Source organism: Flavobacterium rhamnosiphilum (assembly GCF_004349195.1).
GTDB classification, from domain to species: domain Bacteria; phylum Bacteroidota; class Bacteroidia; order Flavobacteriales; family Flavobacteriaceae; genus Flavobacterium; species Flavobacterium rhamnosiphilum.
This window is the reverse complement of the sequence record NZ_SMLG01000009.1, coordinates 136,065-152,166: the sequence shown is the minus strand read 5'-3', so window position 1 is coordinate 152,166 and position 16,102 is coordinate 136,065. Positions and strand designations below refer to the sequence as shown.

The following is a 16,102-nucleotide window of genomic DNA, read 5'->3' as shown; positions in this document are numbered from 1 at the left end:
AATTAAAAACAAAAATCCCGTTTCAAATTCATGAAACGGGATTTTTTATAAATAAACCTTTAGTAAACTAAGATCTGATTACTCTTTTCTTTCCTCACGTGGAGGTCTTGGCATAAGTGCTTTTCTTGACACTTTTTCTTTTCTTGTTTTTGGATCCATACCTAAGTATTTCACTTGAAAAGTATCACCCATATTAACAACATCAGAAACGTTTTCAGTACGTTCCCAAGCTAACTCAGATACGTGAAGTAATACTTCATTTCCGGGTGCTGCAAGGTATTCTACTACAGCTCCAAAATCAAGCATTTTGATTACTTTCACATCATAAGCTTCTCCCATTTGTGGTTTGAAAGTAATGGACTGAATTTTAGCCAATACAGCTTCAATTCCAGCAGGATCTGTACCAAGAATTTCGATGACTCCTTGTTCGTCTACTTCGTTGATAACGATTGTAGTTCCGGTAGCTTTTTGTAATTCTTGAATTACTTTTCCACCAGGTCCGATCAAAGCACCAATGAAATTACCAGGAATAGTTCTTGTGATAATTTTTGGAGCATATGCTTTAACATCTGCTTTAGGCGCTGCTAAAACGTCAGTTATTTTTCCAAGAATGTGCAAACGACCATCACGAGCTTGAGCTAATGCTGATTCCATGATGTTGTATGCCAATCCTTCGATTTTGATGTCCATTTGACAAGCAGTGATTCCGTCAGCAGTTCCGGTTACTTTAAAGTCCATGTCTCCTAAGTGATCCTCATCACCAAGAATGTCAGACAATACAGCAAAACGATCTCCGTCAGTAATTAATCCCATAGCAATACCAGAAACTGGTTTGATCATTTGGATACCTGCATCCATAAGCGCTAATGTACCAGCACAAACGGTTGCCATAGAAGAAGAACCGTTAGATTCTAATACTTCAGATACAATACGAATAGTGTAAGGACAATCAGTAGGAATCATGTTTTTCAACGCTCTTTGAGCTAAGTTTCCGTGACCTACTTCTCTTCTTGAAGTTCCTCTTAATGGTTTTGCTTCACCTGTAGAGAAAGGAGGGAAGTTATAATGTAAGTAGAATTTTTCTTCACCTTGTTGAGATGGAGAATCAATTTGGTTTGCTTCTCTAGAAGTTCCTAAAGTTGCTGTTGCCAATGCTTGAGTTTCTCCTCTTGTAAACAATGCCGATCCGTGAACAGATGGTAAATAATCTACTTCAGCCCAGATAGGTCTGATTTCTGTAGTTTTTCTACCGTCTAAACGAGAACCTAAATCAAGGATTACGTTACGAACCGCTTCTTTATTGGCTTTGTAGAAATATTTAGAAACTAAATCACCGTGTTCGGCTAATTCTTCTTCGGTAAATAAAGATTTTACTACTTCTTTAACTTCAGCAAATTGAGCTGTTCTTTCGTGTTTCGCTGTTCCTTCTTTTGCAATAGCGTAACACAAGTCGTAGGATGCCGCTTTTACTTTGTCATAAATGGCGCAGTCTTCTTTTTCTTGCTCGTAAGTTCTAACTTCTTTTTTACCAAAAGCGGCAACTAATCTTTCTTGAGCCTCGATTTGAATTTTGATCGCTTCGTGTGCAAATTTAATCGCTTCCACCATTTCGTGCTCTGAAATTTCTTTCATCTCACCTTCTACCATTGCGATAGAATCTTTTGAAGCACCAATCATCATGTCAATATCAGACAATTCTAATTGTGTACGGCTTGGATTGATGATAAATTTACCGTCAACTCTAGCGACACGAACTTCAGAAATTAAAGTTGAAAAAGGAATGTCAGATAAAGCAAGTGCTGCCGAAGCGGCTAAACCTGCTAATGCATCTGGCATAACATTTTCGTCATGAGACATCAATTGAATCATCACTTGCGTTTCAGCGTGATAATCATTTGGAAAAAGTGGACGCAATACACGGTCAACTAATCTCATTGTCAAAACTTCGCTGTCGCTTGGTCTTGCTTCTCTTTTGAAAAATCCACCAGGAAAACGACCTGCTGCTGCAAATTTTTCACGATAATCTACCGTTAAAGGTAAAAAATCTACTGGGCTTGCTTTTCTGGCAGATACAACTGTTGCAAGCAACATCGCATTTCCCATTTGTACTACTACTGAACCGTCAGCTTGTTTGGCTAGTTTTCCGGTCTCGATTGAGATGCTTCTGCCATCTCCTAAATCGATAATTTCTTTTGAAACTTTTGGAATCATAATTTGAATTCTCTTTAGATTAAACAATGGGTTCTAGTTGTGTTGTAGTTGTTGTTGTGCGTAGTTAATGCCTAAAACCCAATGAAAAACCAAACTTTTTTTATTATTGTATATAAAAACAAAAAGAGGCACTTTCGCACCTCTTTTATATTGATTATTTTCTGATATTCAATACTTTGATAATTTCACGGTACCTGTTGATTTCTGTTTTCTTCAAGTAATCCAACAAAGATCTTCTTTTACCTACAAGCAATACTAATGAACGCTCTGTATTATAATCGTGACGATTTTTTTTCAAGTGCTCCGTTAAGTGGCTAATTCTGAAAGTGAACAAAGCAATTTGAGCTTCTGATTTTCCAGTGTTTGTTTTTTCTCCGTGTTTAGCGAAGATTTCTTCTTTAATCTCTTTAGTTAAATACATTCCAATATTTGTTTAATGATTTTTATGTATGTCGTACATCCATTGTAAGACGGGTGCAAATGTAGAAAATAATTATGAATTATAAATTATGAATTGCAAATTATTTTAATATCTTGATTGTATAGTAATAGGTATAGAATAAAGTACACGAACATTAATGCCTCTTTGTTGACCGGGGATCCAGTTTCCATAACTGGTTAAAACTCTTATTGCTTCTAGACCTGTTCCGTAACCTATATCTCTAAGGATTTTGGGTTCTATAATTTTCCCATTTGCGTCAACGACAAAGGTAATATAGATTTTTCCTTTAAGTCCTTGTACTTTTGGGGTATTAAATGTTTTTCCTATATACCCATAAAAATGTTCGATTCCTTTTTTTGGTTTGGGTTTAGATTCAATTACATCATATGGGTGTTCCGTGTTAGAGGAATCAATGCTTACGCCCGAAATGAATTTGCCGTTTTCATAAATTTCCGTGTAGCTCCAATTAAGATTTTTGTTATATCCTTTCCAAATACCATCATGAAAACCGTTTTTTATTTTTCCGTTTTCGTGCTGTCTGTCATCGGAGTATTCATAATCACCGTTGCCGTCAATAACTTTTTGGACGTTTTCGGTATTCCAGAATTGATTAACGCTAATTTCAGAAATAGACCCATTTTGATTTTCTAGATATTCAATTTCTGATTTGATTTGTCCATTTTCATACCAGTCAAACTGTTTGCCACTTGGTCTGGAATTCACATAATTTGCAATGGATCTTTTATTCCCATTTTCATAATAAAATATAAATTGGCCTTCTTTCGATAGATAATCTTTGGTTTTTGAGGTTCCTGCCATTTGTAAAACGCCTGATTTGTAATAATCAGATACTGTATAGCTGTCTTGGTTTAAATTGTAGCTCTTGGTTATTCTGTAATATTTATGATTTGCTTCCGTAGTTTCATTCCAAAGGGAATCCAAATAAATTTTTTTGCTAATAGGGGTTTGAGAGAATGATAAAATTGGAATTAGAAGAAATAGTATAAAATGTAAATTTGATTTCATAAATAATTTAGATTAAAAATCAAATGTATCAATTTTAGTACAATTTTGCCGCTTCCTCATTCACAAACTCCAAAAATAACTCATCCTCTTTAGTAAATGGATCCAAGACATGGCTGTCAATATCAATTTGTCCTATGTTTTCGCCGTTTACAAAAAGGGGCACAACGATTTCGGATTTTACGGTAAAACTACAAGCAATATAATTGTCTTGCGCTGCAACGTCAGGAACTACAAAGTTTTCATTAGAAACTGCTACTTGTCCGCAAATTCCTTTTCCAAAAGGGATTACAGTATGATCTGTTTCTGCACCTACGTAAGGTCCTAAGTGCAATGTTTTAGATTCGTGATTTGCAAAATAAAATCCAACCCAATTGTAATATGCAATAGAGTCGCTAAGTAATTGACAAATTGACAACAGTTTTTCGTCTCTTGACAGCGTTTTATTTAATGTGATTTCGGTTACTTTTGGTTGTAATTCTTGAAATGTCATGTTTTTAATTTTATTTATGCAAAAGTATTTAAAGCCGGTTTCAAAAATTACATAAATTTGTTAAAAAATAGATCTTGAAAAAATATTTTATTCTTTATAAACCTTTTTTGCTTTTTCTGGCAACCTTTTTTCTGGCATATATCGTACTGACTTTTTTGTATCAGCGCTATCTTAGTGGTTTTGAAGAAAATGAAATAGATTCTATTACAAGAATGGTGGGTAAAAATACGGCGCAAGTGTTGCAACTGTTTAATGATGGATCTGCAATTGAAGAAAGTGCTGCGCACCCTTATATGAAGTTGTTTTATGATCAGAAATATGTTGCCCGAATTATAGAAGGCTGTAATGCAATCAGTGTAATTATTTTGTTTATTTCATTTGTGGTAGCTTTTTCGGGGAAATTAAAAATGACGCTACTTTTTATCTTTGGCGGAAGCCTGCTTATTTATGTGCTGAATGTTTTGAGAATAGCAGCTTTAATTGCGCTTATTTTTTATTTTCCAAAACAAGAACCATTTTTACACGGAGTCCTTTTTCCTTTGTATATTTATGGTGTGGTTTTTATTTTATGGTTAATTTGGGTTCGTAAATTTTCAAGATATGCTTCAAAAGATATTAAATAACAAACTAAGATTAGTGCAATTCCTTTTTTTGGTTGTATTATTAGTGCTTGTTCGCACTTTTGAAAATCAGTTGTTTTATGATCCCTTTCTGGATTTCTTCAAAAAAGATTTTACTAAGTTAAGGTTGCCAAGTTTCAATTCAACCCAATTGTTTTTAGGATTGTTGTTCCGTTATACATTGAATACTACTATTTCATTGGGTATTATTTATGTCCTTTTCAAAGACGTAGGAATGGTTAAATTTGCCTTAGTCCTGTATTATTTTTTCTTTATGATTTTAATTGTTGCTTTTTTCTACATAGTCTACTTCGCACATGAACATAGTAATTGGATTCTGTTTTATGTTCGCAGGTTTTTGATTCAACCTATTTTTGTCTTATTATTTGTTCCGGGATTTTATTATCAAAAACAAAATAAGTAGTCTTTTTTCTTTATCTTTAATGTTGATTTAAGTATTTGTTTATCAAATCAATAAGGGTATGAAAATCATCAAACATTCTGGAGATATTGTCGAATTTAATTCTGATAAACTCAAAAAATCACTTTTAAAATCCGGAGCAAGTGCTATTGCGGTCGACAACATACTTTATACTATAAAAAAACAAATGTATGAAGGTATTTCTACGAAGCAAATCTATAAAATGGCTTTTTCATTATTGAAAAAAACAGCTAATTCCCATGCAGCACGTTATAATTTAAGAGAAGCAATACGGCTGTTAGGTCCTGCAGGCTTCTTTTTCGAAAAATACATAGCCCGTCTTTTTGCCTCGGAACAGTATCAAACGGTAACAAATATAAGCTTGCAGGGCAAATGTGTCTTGCATGAAATTGATGTTTTAGTAAAGAAGAATGAGGATATTTCCATGGTTGAATGCAAATATCATGTGGGTAGAGATGCCGCTTCGGATGTGAAAGTTCCCATGTATATTTTGTCTCGTTTTAATGACTTGAAGGAAAGACAACATGCCATTTTTGAAAAAAGAGATATTATTTCAAATTGTTGGATCGTCACAAATAACAGATTTACAACAGATGCGGTCGATTTTGCAAAATGTTCAGGATTGAGTTTATTAAGTTGGAATTATCCTGAAGACAATAATCTAAAAACCAAAAATGACACGCATTATCTTTATCCGGTGACTTGTTTAACCACTTTATCAATAGCTGAAAAAGATAAGTTGTTGATATTGGATGTGATATTGGTAAAAGAAATAATAAACCATTCCGATTGCTTGGAGAAAATTGGATTGAGTCCAAACCGGATAAAACACGTATTAAAAGAAGCATCGGAATTATGTAGTTATATTTAAAATAATACTGGATTGTTTAATTTTAAATTCAAATCAAATGAAAGTTAAATTTATTGGTGGAGCAGGTACAGTGACTGGTTCTAAAACATTAATTGAAAGTAATGGGATTCGGATTTTGATAGATTGTGGTCTATTCCAAGGGATAAAACCTTTGCGGGAACTCAATTGGGAACCTTTGCCTATTTTGCCGTCCACGATAGACTTTGTTTTGCTTACTCATGGTCATTTAGATCATTGTGGTTGGTTGCCAAGATTGGTGAATCAGGGCTTTGAAGGCAAAATTTATTGCACCAGTCCCACAAAAGATATTACTAAACTCATTCTTTTGGATAGTGCTAAAATTCAGGAAGAAGAAGCTAAAAATGCAAATGAAGGGAAATATTCCAAACATGAAATTGCCGAACCACTTTATACGGTAGAACAAGCTGAAAAAGTTTTTCCGTTTTTTAGAGTAATTAAAACCAATGAACCTGTTCCTTTGGATGCCCAGATTGAAGCTGTTTATACGAATGCAGGTCATATTCTGGGTGCTTGCAGTATTGCATTGACACTTGAAAATAAAACCTTAGTTTTTTCCGGAGACATTGGTCGTGATAATGATGTGTTGATGTATCCGCCAACCAAACCCAAAAAAGCCGATTATGTTTTTCTCGAAAGTACCTATGGTGATCGACTGCATCCTAAAACAGATACCAAATTAGAATTAGAAACCTACATTAACAATACTGTCGAGAAAGGCGGAACGATTATTATTCCGAGTTTTGCTGTAGAGCGTGCCCAAACCATCATGTATCTGATATGGCAGCTTAGAGAAGAGAATAGGATTCCCAATATTCCTTATATTATTGATACTCCAATGGGAATTAATGCACTGAATATTTTTTCGAATAATAAAAAATGGCATAAGTTATCGCTGGAAGAATGTGCCGAAATGAGTAAAATGTTTTCATTGGTTTCTGATTATCAGGAAACAATTGAAGTGATTTTTGATGAGCAGCCTAAAGTGGTGATTGCAGCCAGCGGAATGGTAACCGGAGGAAGAGTGTTAAGTTATCTCGAGCACTATATTGGTCTTCCGGAAACTACTGTAATCATTGTAGGATATCAGGCCGAAGGAACACGTGGAAGAAAATTATTAGAGGGAGCAAAAGAAGTTAAAATTCATGGTCGGTATTATCCTGTAAAGGCAAATATTCTGGAAATACAGGGTTTGTCAGCGCATGGAGATCAAAAGGATTTACTCAATTGGCTGTCAGAGTTGGAAAATAAACCGACAAGAGTTTTTCTCGTGCATGGAGAAAATCAGCCGATGGATGAACTTCGGATAAAAATTCATGAAAAATATGGTTTTGATTGTAAAATTCCTTTAATGGGACAAGAGTTTGAATTGTAGATTTTTAACATGAATTTAGCTTTTGGAGTTTAATTAAATCACTAATTTAGCAACATGAAATTCAAAAGACCTATTTGTCTTCTTCTTGCTTTTTTCCTGTTGGTTTCCAATATGGGATTAGCATTTAATGTTCGTTATTGCGGTAATGAGATTGCTTCGGTTACTCTTAAAACTCCTGTTCAGGATCAAAATTTAGAAAAAGATTGTTGTGGGGTTATTGAAAAAAAATCACATTGTTGCAAAGACAAAGAGGTTAAATTTCAAAAGAAAACGGATGATCTAATTCAAAAAATAGTTTCTTTTCATACGGATTTTACATTTTCAATAGAGGAATGGAATCCTTCTGTATTTTCATTTATTTCAAATTTTAAAAACAGCCAGTTTACTTCGTATTATTGCGATGCAAATGCGCCGTCTTTTTTTAAATTATACCACCAATATATTTTCTACGCGTAGTTTTAATGTTTTAATAAAAACTTGAATCACACCTTTGTGATTTTACATTTTTCTAACATTAAAAATCAATCATGCAAAAACAAATTTCAATACTTTTATTGTTCTTCTTTTGCGCTTTTAATTCTTATTCGCAAGATACTTTGCAGGAGATAAAAGTAAAAGGAAACAGTAAAAGTTTAAAAAAATCATATAGTCTAACGGCTAATACTACAACGCTGACAAGCAAAGAATTACTTAAAGCAGCTTGTTGTAATCTGGCAGAAAGTTTCGAAACAAATCCTTCAATCGACGTCAATTTTTCGGACGCTTTGACAGGGACGAAACAAATAAAAATGTTAGGATTGACGAGTCCTTATTTGATGATTACTGAGGAAAACATTCCTTCGGTACGTGGTGCTTCTCAAGCCTACGGATTGTCATTCACGCCGGGAACTTGGGTTGAAAGCATCCAAATTACCAAAGGTGCTGGAAGTGTTGTCAATGGCTTCGAAAGTATTTCGGGACAAATCAATACCGAATTAATAAAGCCAATCAGCGATATTCCATTTTTTCTGAATGCCTATGGTTCTACAGATTCTCGGTTTGAATTAAATACGCATTTCAATACCAAAATTTCTGACAAATGGAGTAGTAGTTTGTTTGTTCACGTAAACACGAGAGTTTCAAAAAACGATATGAATGACGATGGTTTTCTGGACAATCCATTGGCAAAACAAATCAATGTTTTAAATCGTTGGCAATATACCAATGCTGAAAAAGGATGGGTGAGTTTCATTAACTTACGTTATATGAATGATCAAAAACAAACTGGAGAATTAAATTTTGATCCAGATAGAGATAAGGGGACGACTAATTATTGGGGTTCCGAAATCAATACGGAACGTTTTGATGTTTCCACGAAATTAGGCTATGTTTTTCCAGATATGCCGTATCAGAGTATTGGTTTTCAAAACGCTTTTAACAGTCACGATCAAAACTCTTATTTTGGATTAAATCAGTATAATATCAAACAAAAAAGTTATTATTCGAACCTGATTTTCAATTCGATTATCAATAATACGAAACATAAATTTTCAACGGGTTTGAACTTCACGTATGATAAATACGGAGAGTTTGTCAATGTAAATGATTACAGTAGGATTGATAATTCGGTAGGTGCTTTTTTTGAATATACCTATGATAACACGGAGAACTTTAGCGTAGTTCTTGGCGGTAGAATAGATAATCATAATCGTTTGGGGACTTTTGCTACGCCAAGATTACATGTGCGATACAATCCTTGGGAAAAAGGTGTTTTGCGATTTTCAGCAGGTAGAGGGAAACGAAGCGCTAATGTTTTTGCCGAAAATCAACAGCTTTTGGCAAGTTCAAGAACTTTTGAATTTTTAGATACCAATGGAAAAATATACGGTTTGAATCCTGAAATTGCATGGAATTATGGGGTGAGTTTTATGCAGGGTTTTTTACTTTTCGGCAAGAGTGCTGATGTTGGTTTTGATTTCTACAGAACCGATTTTCAAAATCAGGCAGTTGTTGATGTGTTGGAGAGTCCACAACAGGTTTTGTTTTACAACTTAAAAGGGAAATCGTATGCGAATAGTTTGCAAGTAGAGTTCAATTATGAATTAGCCAAACATTTTAATTTGAGAACAGCCTACAAATACTATGATATTCAAACGGATTATTTATCAGGGACCTACCAAAGGCCATTGCAGGCAAAACATCGTTTCTTTGGGAATTTAGGGTATGAAACTCATATTTTAGATAAGGGAAAACAATGGAAGTTTGATTATACTTTCAACTGGCTTGGAAAACAACAATTACCCAATACATCAACAAATCCTGAAGAAGACAGGCTGCCTGAATTTTCACCTTCATTTTCTGTCATGAATATACAAGTTACCAGAACTTTTTCTTCTACTTTTGAAATGTATATTGGCGGTGAAAATATTGGGAATTACAAGCAAGATAATGTTATCCTGGGTAATGAGAACCCATTTGGACCTACTTTTGATGCGTCAATAGTTTATGGTCCAGTTTTTGGACAAATGTATTATGCAGGTTTACGTTTTAAAATTAAATAGTCTTAAAAAATTTAAATGATGAAAAATATAATAGTAGTACTGTTACTGACATTTGTTGGATTTACAGTTCAGGCTCAAGAGGGGAAAAATAAAAATGTTAAGGTTGAATTTCATGTGAGCGGGAATTGTGAAATGTGTAAAAAGAGAATTGAAAAAGCGGCATTCAGTGTTTCGGGTGTGAAATCTGCCAATTGGCATATAGATTCTACTGCTTTATATTTGATAGTAAACGAGCAGAAAACGGATGTTGCCACAATTCAAAAAGCGCTTGCAAAAGCAGGTCACGACTCGGATGGCGCCAGGGCATTAAAGGAAGATTATGACAAACTTCATACTTGTTGCCAATATGAACGAAAATAATTTTAAAGAAAACCAAAGTGAAAGCTTTGGTTTTTTTAATGCCATATTTTAATATTTTTTTGAGTGAAATTGTGGTTGTTAACTATAAAAAAATCATGTTTTTAAAGAACTGGAATCACGAATATTAAAAACAACATTTGATTGTAAGCAAGGTAAAGTTAATTCGGCTAATTTAAATAGTTAATAAAACTTTAAAATGGTATCATAAATTGTGGTTGAGATATATTATCCGTACTTTCACGCACGAATAATTTTAGCATAAAACACCGTAGAATGAACGATTTTGATTGGAAGAATTTGATTGACCCGCTTTTTTATATTCATTTTGATGTTAATGGAATTAAATTGGGTATTTATATAGTTTTATTTATTGTTTTTGCAGAAACAGGTCTTTTTGCGGGTTTCTTTTTACCGGGAGATAGTTTATTGTTTTTGGCAGGGATTTACAGTCGCGATTTAATAGAAAATATTTTATTTATTGAAAATGATTTTGTGAATGTTGTTCTTTTATCAACACTTGTGGCTTTATCAGGGATATTAGGTAATATTGTTGGATATTGGTTTGGTTCAAAAAGCGGTTATTATTTGTACAATAAAGAAGATAGCTTTTGGTTTAAGAAAAAATATTTAGTTCAATCAAAAGATTTCTTTGAAAAATACGGAGGTAAAGCAATTATTTTTGCTCGATTCCTTCCAATATTTAGAACTTTTGCACCAATAGTAGCTGGAATCGTTTCTATGGACAAAAAGAAGTTTATGTTTTATAATATTCTTAGTTCTTTCATTTGGTCATTCACCTTGATTTTCGCAGGACATTATTTATATGGGTTTCTACTTGATAATTATCAAATTGATTTGAAAGAGCACATTGAAATTATTGTTATCGCTTTAGTTGGAATTACTGTTTTACCGGTCATTTATAAGTTCAGTAAAAAATCTAAAGTTCAAGAATAAATAAATAATTTACAATTCATAAAAAAACCGTCCCGATTATATCGGGACGGTTTTTTATTTGAAGTGTGTCCCGTCCTGAAATAACGATACACAAAAAGTATCCTTATGGAAAAACATGAAGCCACTGGCTATGTAAAGTGGACTCAAAAAGACTATTCGATGTCTTTTAAATTACAAATTGTTCAAGAAATAGAACTAGGACAGCTCACGCCAACAGAAGCTACCAATAAATATGGTATCCAATGTAGAAAGACAGTTGTAGAATGGTTAAGAAAATTTGGTAATTTTGATTGGGAGAACCAAACCCTTTCGAATATGCCAAAGACACCAGAACAGAAGATTATGGAACTTGAAGCTCAAGTCAAGTTATTAGAAAAACAAAAGGCATTTCTAGAAAGACAAGCTTATGTTGCTGACAAAAAAGCCATTCTATTTGACATGATGATAGATCTGGCAGAGAAAGAATATCATATCGATATACGAAAAAATTCACCACCCGAACAATCGACCATTTTAAACAAAAAGAACAAGAAACAGTAGTGTTTACCTGTTATTTGTTCGGGATAGACAGACAGGTTTATTATCGAAAAATCAGAAGAAAAGTATCTAAACAGAATAAAGCCGAAGAAGTGATTTCGATGGTTAATGATATCAGGAAAACAATGCCCAGAATAGGTACTCGAAAACTATATCATCTTTTGTTGGATAAGCTCGAATTGATGAAAATCGGGAGGGATAAATTCTTTGATATTCTTAGAGCCAATCATTTATTAATACAGCCTAAACGAAGTTATCATGTAACAACTAACTCACATCATCGGTTTAGAAAACATCTAAATCGAATTTTAGATTTAGAAATTAACAGACCAGAACAAGTTTGGGTATCTGATATAACATATATTGGAAAAAGAGAAAAACCATGTTACTTAAGCATTATTACAGATGCTTATTCTAAGAAGATTATGGGATATTATGTTGCGGATAACATGAATACAGAAAGCAGTGTTAGAGCTCTTAAAATGGCAGTAAGGCAAAGAAAAAACAAGAAGATACCATTAATCCATCATTCAGATAGAGGATTGCAATATTGTGCGAATGACTATCAAAATGTTTTAAATAAAAATGGAATACTCCCTAGTATGACACAAAACTCAGATCCCTATGAGAATGCGGTGGCTGAAAGAATAAACGGTATATTAAAGCAAGAATTTATGATTGATAAATACAATCAAGATTTAGACATTATGAAGTGTATTGTTAAAGAAGCAATTAATACATATAATCAACAACGTCCACATTACTCCAATTATATGTTAACTCCTGATCAAATGCATTTACAAAACCAAATTAAAATGAAGACTTATAAAACAAAAAACAGTAGTAAACTTTTGATTACTACTGTTTAAAAATTGTAATTTTATTTTTTATTAATCCTGTATCGGTTTTTCAGGACTAGACAGTGAAATGTTATTACATCATCCCTGGCATACCTCCACCCATTGGGTTTCCGCCACCATTATCTTCTTTAATATCAATCAAAGCACATTCAGTAGTCAATATCATTCCGGCAACCGAAGCTGCGTTTTCTAATGCTACACGCGTTACTTTTTTAGGATCAATAATACCTGCTTTAAGCATGTCAACGTATTCGTCAGTTTTTGCGTTGTATCCAAAATCACCTTTTCCTTCAGCAACTTTTGCAACAACAACTGAACCTTCAAGACCTGCGTTTTCTACAATAGTTCTCAATGGAGACTCTACTGCACGAGATACAATTTGAATTCCAGTTGCTTCGTCAGCATTATCAGCTTTGATAGTGCTAAGTGCATTTTTAGCTCTCAATAAAGCAACACCACCACCAGCAACAATTCCTTCTTCAACAGCAGCACGCGTTGCGTGAAGTGCATCATCAACTCTGTCTTTTTTCTCTTTCATTTCTACTTCAGAAGCAGCACCAACATAAAGGACAGCAACTCCACCAGCTAATTTAGCCAAACGTTCTTGCAACTTTTCTTTGTCATAATCAGAAGTTGTAGCTTCCATTTGACCTTTGATTTGGTTGACACGATTTTTAATCATGTCAGCTTCGCCAGCACCACTTACAATCGTTGTATTGTCTTTATCGATAGTCACTTTTTTAGCAGTTCCTAACATTTCGATAGTTGTGTTTTCTAAAGTGTATCCTCTTTCTTCAGAAATTACAGTTCCTCCGGTTAAGATAGCGATGTCTTCCAACATTGCTTTTCTTCTGTCACCAAAACCAGGCGCTTTTACAGCAGCGATTTTCAAGGCTCCACGTAATTTATTTACTACCAATGTAGATAATGCTTCACCATCAACATCTTCAGCAATAATCAATAATGGTTTTCCAGATTGAGCAACTGGTTCCAAAACTGGTAATAATTCTTTTAAAGAAGAAACTTTTTTATCGTATAAAAGGATGTAAGGATTTTCCAATTCTACTTCCATTTTTTCGGAATTAGTCACAAAATAAGGAGAAAGATATCCTCTGTCAAATTGCATACCTTCCACAACATCAACATACGTATCAGTTCCTTTGGCTTCTTCAACAGTGATAACACCTTCTTTTCCAACTTTTGCGAAAGCAGTAGCGATTAACTCACCAATTACTTCATCATTGTTAGCAGAAATTGAAGCAATTTGTTTGATTTTTTCAGAATCACTTCCTACTACTTTTGCTTGTTTTGCTAAGTCAGCTACAATAGCTTCAACCGCTTTGTCAATACCACGTTTCAAATCCATAGGATTTGCTCCCGCCGCAACGTTTTTTAAACCTTCTTTTACAATTGCTTGTGCCAAAACAGTTGCAGTTGTAGTTCCGTCTCCGGCTAAATCATTAGTTTTAGAAGCTACTTCTTTTACCATTTGAGCACCCATGTTTTCCAATGGATCTTTCAATTCAATTTCTTTTGCAACGGTAACACCATCTTTAGTCACGTTTGGTCCACCAAAAGCTTTTCCAATGATTACGTTACGACCTTTTGGTCCCAGCGTTACTTTTACTGCATTTGCCAATGCATCAACACCACGTTTTAATCCGTCACGTGCTTCAATATCAAATTTTATATCTTTTGCCATTTTAATTTATTTGTTAATTCGTTTATTTGTTAATTCGATTATATTATTGCTAAAATATCGTCTTCACGCATGATCAAATAATCTTTTCCTTCCAGTTTTAATTCAGTACCAGCGTATTTTCCGTAAAGAACAGAATCGCCAATTTTCACAGTCATTGTGTGGTCTTTTGTTCCGTTTCCAACAGCAACTACAGTTCCTTTTTGTGGTTTTTCTTTAGCTGTATCTGGAATAAAAATCCCTGAAGCAGTTTTTGTTTCAGCTGCAACGGGTTCGATAAGAACTCTGTCAGAAAGCGGTTTAATGTTTAAAGCCATGATTTTATATTTTTATATTATTTATTTTTATTACGGTTATGGAGATTTCAGAAATTGTGCCATCCTAATGAAACTGACATAATTTCTTATAAAAAATGCCAGCTTTGACAGGCTGGCATTTAGAATATGTTGTAATAATTTATTTTGCTGGATTTGGTTCAGCAGGTGTATTTTGAACAGGGGCTACTGGTGTAGTTGCACTTCCTGTATTTTCAATGATTTTAGAATCAGTATCACTTAATGTTCCTGTAAAGCTTAAGCTAGAAAGTAGTATAAGTGCAATTAGTATAGTTGCTAATGTCCAAGTGCTTTTGTCTAAAAAATCAGTTGTTTTTTGTACTCCACCTAACATTTGAGAACCACCTATTGTAGATGATAATCCTCCACCTTTAGGGTTTTGAACCATGATAACTACGATTAATAGAAAACAAACTATAGTTATTAAAACTAAAAAAATTGAAAATGTGCTCATTGTTTAATTATTATTATGTTGTAAAATCTTAATATCCGATATGCGGTCTGCAAAGAAACTACTTTTTTCTGGATATTTCAAAATTAATATTTCATAAGCTTGAATCGCTTTTTGATATTTTTTTTGTTCCAAATAGACTCTGGCCAAAGTTTCCGTCATCAAGAAGGAATTGTCGGCTGCATTTAAGTCAAAAGTAACGGTGGAAGCAACTCCGTGTTTTACCGGAGAAATCTTCGGACTGGCTTCAATAAATTTGTCTATTAATTCTAATTTCTTTCTTTTATCTTCATCTATTATAGGAAGCGGTAGATTAATAGGACTCTCTTTTTCTCTTTCAATAGGTTCAGTTCGGGAAAGTTGAAGCCATTCCTGAAAGGAATGTTGTTCGCTTTTAGAGAAATCTAAAGGTTTTCCAATTGCCAGTTTCTCTTCGGTAGTTTTTGAAGCATCATCAATATCGATTACTGAAGCTTCTTTTATTGAAGTGAGTATGGATCTTTCCAAAGAATTTATTTTGGATTCCGTTTTTTCTTCAGTAACAATAATTTGACTGTCGACTACTTTTATGTCAAGAATTTCTAGTGCTTTTTTATCGTAAAGACCTTTTTGAATCGAAGTGAACGTATCCGAAGTAATGAAATCAAATAAAATAGATCGGTCAGTTGAATGTGCTGCTGTAATTTTTAAAGCAGTATTGTATTTAAAACTGTTTTGATTGTAAAGCCCTTTTAATTGAATCGCTCTGGCACTTTGAAAATAAGGAAACTCAACGAGTACTTTTTCCAAAGCTTCCGTTTGCTTTTCATAGATAGCATCGGGTTTATTAATCAAATAAGTATAATCGGTTACGTTCATAAAGGGTATTCGT

At 33.7% G+C, this 16,102-nt stretch carries 18 protein-coding genes; 10 read left to right on the top strand and 8 right to left on the bottom strand.

What is annotated here, in order from left to right; genetic code table 11:
- Positions 1-78: 78 nt before the first annotated feature.
- The 4 genes from E0I26_RS12485 to E0I26_RS12470 form a co-directional block, all read right to left on the bottom strand.
- Positions 79-2,211 (bottom strand): polyribonucleotide nucleotidyltransferase, encoded by a 2,133-nt coding sequence (locus E0I26_RS12485; protein WP_131916796.1) that lies wholly within the window; start codon positions 2,209-2,211, stop codon positions 79-81.
- Positions 2,212-2,365: 154 nt separating this feature from the next.
- Complete coding sequence (gene rpsO, locus E0I26_RS12480; protein ID WP_066079886.1) at positions 2,366-2,632, bottom strand: 30S ribosomal protein S15; 267 nt, start codon at positions 2,630-2,632, stop codon at positions 2,366-2,368.
- Positions 2,633-2,737: 105 nt separating this feature from the next.
- On the bottom strand, positions 2,738-3,679 hold the full coding sequence (locus tag E0I26_RS12475) for an energy transducer TonB (RefSeq protein WP_131916795.1): 942 nt from the start codon (positions 3,677-3,679) through the stop codon (positions 2,738-2,740).
- 34 nt (positions 3,680-3,713) lie between these two features.
- Entirely contained in the window at positions 3,714-4,169 is a 456-nt protein-coding gene (locus E0I26_RS12470) for a GAF domain-containing protein (RefSeq protein WP_131916794.1), read from the bottom strand.
- A 74-nt stretch (positions 4,170-4,243) separates the two neighbouring features.
- Here E0I26_RS12470 and xrtF point away from each other — a divergent pair, with 74 nt between their 5' ends.
- From xrtF to E0I26_RS12425, 10 genes are all read left to right on the top strand, one after another.
- On the top strand, positions 4,244-4,792 hold the full coding sequence (gene xrtF, locus E0I26_RS12465) for an exosortase family protein XrtF (protein ID WP_131916793.1): 549 nt from the start codon (positions 4,244-4,246) through the stop codon (positions 4,790-4,792).
- Complete coding sequence (locus tag E0I26_RS12460) at positions 4,770-5,213, top strand: exosortase F system-associated membrane protein (RefSeq protein ID WP_131916792.1); 444 nt, start codon at positions 4,770-4,772, stop codon at positions 5,211-5,213. Before xrtF ends, E0I26_RS12460 begins: the two co-directional genes overlap by 23 nt.
- Before the next feature lie 58 nt (positions 5,214-5,271).
- Positions 5,272-6,102 carry an ATP cone domain-containing protein gene (locus E0I26_RS12455; protein ID WP_131916791.1) on the top strand — a complete coding sequence of 277 codons (831 nt, stop codon included), beginning with the start codon at positions 5,272-5,274 and terminating at the stop codon, positions 6,100-6,102.
- Positions 6,103-6,139: 37 nt separating this feature from the next.
- On the top strand, positions 6,140-7,495 hold the full coding sequence (locus E0I26_RS12450) for an MBL fold metallo-hydrolase RNA specificity domain-containing protein (protein WP_131916790.1): 1,356 nt from the start codon (positions 6,140-6,142) through the stop codon (positions 7,493-7,495).
- Positions 7,496-7,549: 54 nt separating this feature from the next.
- On the top strand, positions 7,550-7,951 hold the full coding sequence (locus tag E0I26_RS12445) for an HYC_CC_PP family protein (protein ID WP_131916789.1): 402 nt from the start codon (positions 7,550-7,552) through the stop codon (positions 7,949-7,951).
- 71 nt (positions 7,952-8,022) lie between these two features.
- Positions 8,023-10,035: a TonB-dependent receptor plug domain-containing protein gene (locus tag E0I26_RS12440; protein ID WP_165929449.1), complete on the top strand. Its 2,013-nt coding sequence runs from the start codon at positions 8,023-8,025 to the stop codon at positions 10,033-10,035.
- Between the two features lie 15 nt (positions 10,036-10,050).
- Positions 10,051-10,395 carry a heavy-metal-associated domain-containing protein gene (locus tag E0I26_RS12435; RefSeq protein WP_165929448.1) on the top strand — a complete coding sequence of 115 codons (345 nt, stop codon included), beginning with the start codon at positions 10,051-10,053 and terminating at the stop codon, positions 10,393-10,395.
- Positions 10,396-10,668: 273 nt separating this feature from the next.
- Positions 10,669-11,349, top strand: a complete 681-nt coding sequence (locus E0I26_RS12430; protein ID WP_131916787.1) for a DedA family protein — start codon at positions 10,669-10,671, stop codon at positions 11,347-11,349.
- Between the two features lie 105 nt (positions 11,350-11,454).
- Positions 11,455-11,889 (top strand): hypothetical protein, encoded by a 435-nt coding sequence (locus E0I26_RS16560; protein WP_205728800.1) that lies wholly within the window; start codon positions 11,455-11,457, stop codon positions 11,887-11,889.
- Entirely contained in the window at positions 11,889-12,755 is an 867-nt protein-coding gene (locus E0I26_RS12425; protein WP_235831768.1) for an IS3 family transposase, read from the top strand. Before E0I26_RS16560 ends, E0I26_RS12425 begins: the two co-directional genes overlap by 1 nt.
- 64 nt (positions 12,756-12,819) lie before the next feature.
- Here E0I26_RS12425 and groL read toward each other — a convergent pair whose 3' ends face one another.
- From groL to E0I26_RS12405, 4 genes are all read right to left on the bottom strand, one after another.
- The gene (gene groL / locus E0I26_RS12420) at positions 12,820-14,448 is read right to left on the bottom strand and encodes a chaperonin GroEL (protein WP_131916786.1); all 1,629 of its coding nucleotides are present in this window, start codon (positions 14,446-14,448) and stop codon (positions 12,820-12,822) included.
- Between the two features lie 38 nt (positions 14,449-14,486).
- Entirely contained in the window at positions 14,487-14,762 is a 276-nt protein-coding gene (locus E0I26_RS12415) for a co-chaperone GroES (RefSeq protein WP_035670228.1), read from the bottom strand.
- A gap of 139 nt (positions 14,763-14,901) precedes the next feature.
- Complete coding sequence (gene secG / locus E0I26_RS12410) at positions 14,902-15,234, bottom strand: preprotein translocase subunit SecG (RefSeq protein WP_131916785.1); 333 nt, start codon at positions 15,232-15,234, stop codon at positions 14,902-14,904.
- A gap of 3 nt (positions 15,235-15,237) precedes the next feature.
- The gene (locus E0I26_RS12405; RefSeq protein WP_131916784.1) at positions 15,238-16,089 is read right to left on the bottom strand and encodes a tetratricopeptide repeat protein; all 852 of its coding nucleotides are present in this window, start codon (positions 16,087-16,089) and stop codon (positions 15,238-15,240) included.
- Positions 16,090-16,102: the final 13 nt, after the last annotated feature.

Excerpts from the sequence above, each read along its gene's own strand:
- E0I26_RS16560 (WP_205728800.1), top strand. The coding sequence starts at position 11,455 with ATGGAAAAACATGAAGCCACTGGCTATGTAAAGTGGACTCAAAAAGAC.
- E0I26_RS12440 (WP_165929449.1), top strand. The coding sequence starts at position 8,023 with ATGCAAAAACAAATTTCAATACTTTTATTGTTCTTCTTTTGCGCTTTT.
- E0I26_RS12485 (WP_131916796.1), bottom strand. The coding sequence starts at position 2,211 with ATGATTCCAAAAGTTTCAAAAGAAATTATCGATTTAGGAGATGGCAGA.
- E0I26_RS12475 (WP_131916795.1), bottom strand. The coding sequence starts at position 3,679 with ATGAAATCAAATTTACATTTTATACTATTTCTTCTAATTCCAATTTTA.
- E0I26_RS12445 (WP_131916789.1), top strand. The coding sequence starts at position 7,550 with ATGAAATTCAAAAGACCTATTTGTCTTCTTCTTGCTTTTTTCCTGTTG.
- E0I26_RS12405 (WP_131916784.1), bottom strand. The coding sequence starts at position 16,089 with ATGAACGTAACCGATTATACTTATTTGATTAATAAACCCGATGCTATC.
- E0I26_RS12435 (WP_165929448.1), top strand. The coding sequence starts at position 10,051 with ATGATGAAAAATATAATAGTAGTACTGTTACTGACATTTGTTGGATTT.
- groL (WP_131916786.1), bottom strand. The coding sequence starts at position 14,448 with ATGGCAAAAGATATAAAATTTGATATTGAAGCACGTGACGGATTAAAA.
- E0I26_RS12460 (WP_131916792.1), top strand. The coding sequence starts at position 4,770 with ATGCTTCAAAAGATATTAAATAACAAACTAAGATTAGTGCAATTCCTT.
- rpsO (WP_066079886.1), bottom strand. The coding sequence starts at position 2,632 with ATGTATTTAACTAAAGAGATTAAAGAAGAAATCTTCGCTAAACACGGA.
- E0I26_RS12470 (WP_131916794.1), bottom strand. The coding sequence starts at position 4,169 with ATGACATTTCAAGAATTACAACCAAAAGTAACCGAAATCACATTAAAT.
- E0I26_RS12415 (WP_035670228.1), bottom strand. The coding sequence starts at position 14,762 with ATGGCTTTAAACATTAAACCGCTTTCTGACAGAGTTCTTATCGAACCC.
- E0I26_RS12450 (WP_131916790.1), top strand. The coding sequence starts at position 6,140 with ATGAAAGTTAAATTTATTGGTGGAGCAGGTACAGTGACTGGTTCTAAA.
- secG (WP_131916785.1), bottom strand. The coding sequence starts at position 15,234 with ATGAGCACATTTTCAATTTTTTTAGTTTTAATAACTATAGTTTGTTTT.
- E0I26_RS12430 (WP_131916787.1), top strand. The coding sequence starts at position 10,669 with ATGAACGATTTTGATTGGAAGAATTTGATTGACCCGCTTTTTTATATT.
- E0I26_RS12455 (WP_131916791.1), top strand. The coding sequence starts at position 5,272 with ATGAAAATCATCAAACATTCTGGAGATATTGTCGAATTTAATTCTGAT.